This window comes from Luteibacter sahnii, from assembly GCF_034063545.1.
GTDB classification, from domain to species: Bacteria; Pseudomonadota; Gammaproteobacteria; order Xanthomonadales; family Rhodanobacteraceae; genus Luteibacter; species Luteibacter sahnii.
The window spans coordinates 1-3454 of record NZ_JAQLOK010000018.1 but is presented as its reverse complement, the minus strand read 5'-3'; the positions used below and the strand labels follow the sequence as shown (position 1 = coordinate 3454).

2 protein-coding genes are annotated in these 3454 nt (G+C 65.4%); both read left to right on the top strand.

The features are described from left to right. A partial coding sequence (locus PI246_RS18345) for a non-ribosomal peptide synthetase (RefSeq protein WP_320552768.1) occupies positions 1-1410 on the top strand: 1410 nt, incomplete at its 5' end. A gap of 5 nt (positions 1411-1415) precedes the next feature. After that, the coding region (locus tag PI246_RS18340) for a condensation domain-containing protein (RefSeq protein ID WP_320552769.1) at positions 1416-3454 on the top strand (2039 nt) is incomplete at its 3' end.

Genomic DNA, 3454 nt, shown 5'->3' with positions numbered 1-3454 from the left:
AACGTCAGTCACTTGGCCTACGTGATCTACACGTCCGGGTCGACGGGCCAGCCCAAGGGCGTGATGATCGAGCACGGTAGCCTGCAGAACTTCCTGTCGTCGATGTCCACGGAGTTCGCACTGGGCGCGCATGACACCTTGCTGGCCGTGACCACCGTGTCGTTCGATATCGCCGGGCTGGAGCTGTATCTGCCGCTGGTCCGTGGTGCCTGCCTGTGGGTGGCATCCCATGCCCAGGCGGTGGATGCGGGGTGGCTTCGCGACACGCTGTCGGAACGCCGCGTCACGGTGATGCAGGCGACGCCGGTGACATGGCGCATGCTGATCGACCAGGGTTGGCAAGGCTGCGCCGGGCTGACCGCGCTGTGCGGAGGCGAAGCACTGGCCATGAGCCTCAGCCAGGCACTGATCGCCCGTTGCAAGCAGGTGTGGAACCTGTACGGCCCGACCGAGACGACGATCTGGTCGTCATGGACGCGCGTGGGCGCGGCCACCGAAGGTCCCATCGAATCGATCGGCCGACCGATCGCGAACACACGGATCTATGTGCTCGACGCATCGGGCGAGCCGGTGCCGGTGGGTGTCACGGGCGAGATCCATATCGGCGGGAAGGGCGTGGCACGGGGTTACCTGAACCGTCCGGAGCTGACGGCGGAGCGGTTCGTGATGGATCCGTTCGCCGCCGATCCGAACGCGCGGATGTATCGCACGGGCGACCTGGGCCGGTGGCGTGCGGACGGCACGCTGGAGTACCTGGGCCGCAACGACTTCCAGGTGAAGCTGCGTGGCCTGCGCATCGAACTGGGCGAGATCGAATCGCGGCTGGATGCCATCGAAGGCGTGCGGCAATCGGTGGTGCTGATGCACGAGGAGCGGTTGCTGGCGTACGTGGCCATCGACGAGGCGGTGGCATTGCGGCCGGGCGACTTGCGCTCCGCTCTGGCGGCGACCCTGCCGGCCTACATGCTGCCGTCGGCTTTCGTGACGATGGATGCATTGCCTTTGACGCTCAACGGCAAGGTCGATCGGCGCGCGCTCGCGGTGCCGGACCGCGAGGCGATGACGAGCAAGGCATACGAACCGCCGCAGGGTACGACGGAAGAAGAGCTTGCCGAGATGTGGCAGGCCCTGCTGGGAGTGGAGCGGGTGGGCCGGAACGATCACTTCTTCGAGCTGGGCGGCCACTCGTTGCTGGCGGTGCAGGCGGTGGCCCAGGCCGGGCAGCGATTCGCCGTCCGGATCGACCTGAAAGCGCTGTTCCTTCGCCCGCTACTTTCCGATTTCGGCGATGCGGTGACCGAACGCATCCTCGAGGAGTTCAACACCGAAGACCTCTCTTCCGCCGCCGCGGAAGTGGATGACATGACCGAAGCCGAGTTGCTTGCCTACCTTTCTGGAAGCGCACCGTGAACACCATGGAACCCGCCGAGCGTATCGAGCGCCTCAAGCGCGCCGCGTTGCTGAAGCGATTGCAAGAGAGCAAGGCCGGCAAGCGCGCCGATCTAGCGGACGCCGATATCGTACGGGTGGACCGTTCACGCCGGTTACCCCTGTCGTGGGCGCAGAAACGCCTGTATTTCATCCATCGCCTGGATGCCGCGGCGAGCGTCGCTTATCACATGCCCGCGGGGCTGCGTTTACGCGGTGCCTTGGAGGTTTCCGCATTGCGCCGTGCGCTGAACTGGATCGTGGCGCGTCATGAGGTATTGAGGACGACATTTTCCGAGCATGACGGCGAGCCTTGCCAGCGGATCGGCCCGGCTACCGGGGAAATTGCATGGACCGAACATGATCTGGGAAACCTGCCGGCGAGCGAACGTGAGGCGCGGATCGCCGCGATCGGCGAGGAAGAAGCGTCCGCGGCCTTCGATCTGGCGCATGGTCCCCTGATCCGGGCACAACTTCTGCACCTGTCCGACGACGAGCACGTGCTTTACCTGACGCAGCATCACATCGTGTCGGACCAATGGTCGATCGGCGTGCTGGTGCGCGAATTCGGCGAGGCCTATACCGCCTTCGCCAATGGCACGGAACCAGCGGTCGCGCCACTCCTGCTGCAATATGCCGACTACGCCGCGTGGCAGCAGTCCTGGTTGCAGGGAGAGGCCCTGCAGACGCAGATCGCGTTCTGGCGAAGGGAACTGGAAGGCGCCCCGCAGGTACTGACCTTGCCCACGGACCGTCCGCGTCCAGCGGTGCAGAGCTACGCGGGCGGCACGGAGGCGATGTATATCCCCTCGTCCATCTGTGCCGGGCTGAGGGATCTCGCCCAGCGGCACGGTACGACACTTTACATGACCCTGCTGACCGGGCTTTCCATCCTCTTGTCCCGTTTGTCCGGGCAGGACGACGTGGTCATCGGCAGTCCGTTCGCGAATCGTCGTCGTCCCGAACTCGAGCCGCTGCTCGGTTTCTTCGCCAATACCCTCGCTATGCGCCTGCGCGTCGTCCGTCACATGCGCGTGGATGAGCTGCTTGCGCAGGCCAGACGCGTCGCCCTGGACGCCTTCGCGCACCATGAGGTGCCCTTCGAGCAGGTCGTGGACGCCCTGAATCCGGACCGGAACCTGGGCTACAACCCGGTGTTCCAGGTCGCACTGGGGCTCAACAACATGCCGGGAAACATGCAACTCTCATTACCCGGTCTTGCGCTTTCCTCGGCGGCTCCCAAGCGCGGGACAGCCGCGTTCGACCTGTGCTTTACCCTGGTCGAGCGCGACGAGGGAATCGAGGGCGAAATCGATTATTCGAGCGATCTCTTCGATCGCACGACCATTCGGCGGATGGTGGGCCAGTGGCTGCTCGTCCTGCAGGCGATGGTCCACGACGATACGCAGACGGTGAGTGCCTTGCCCTTGCTGGACGATGCGGAGCGCCGGCACGTTCTTGAGGGTTTCAATGCCACGGAGCGGTCGTTTCCGCACGAAGGGCGCGTGCACGAACTGTTCGAAGCGCAGGCACGGCATACGCCCGATGCTTTGGCGATGCGGACAGCGGAGTGCGAGTGGAGCTACGCGCGGCTGGACCGCATCGCCAACCAGTGGGCACATCGCATTCGCGATCGCGTTCAGGTGCGGCCGGACACGCGGATTGCCCTGGTGGGCGAGCGCAGCGCGCAGATGGTGATCGGTATGCTGGCGGTGCTCAAGGCGGGTGGCGCCTACGTACCGCTGGATCCGGATCAGCCCGCCGAGCGGCTGGCGTTCCAGCTTCGCGACAGCGGTGCCCTTGCGGCACTGGTACAGGGGGATTTGGTACCGGTCGTGCGCGAAGTGATGACGCAGGAGCGGGTGCTGAGCTGGGAAGAGAGCGCCGACGCCTGGCCGGCGCACGCGCCGTTGCTGGGCGCGTCGGAGCCGACGTCGCGCTCGCTGGCGTACGTGATGTACACCTCGGGGTCGACGGGTCAGCCGAAGGGGGTGATGGTGGAGCACCGCAACGTGCTTCGCCTGGT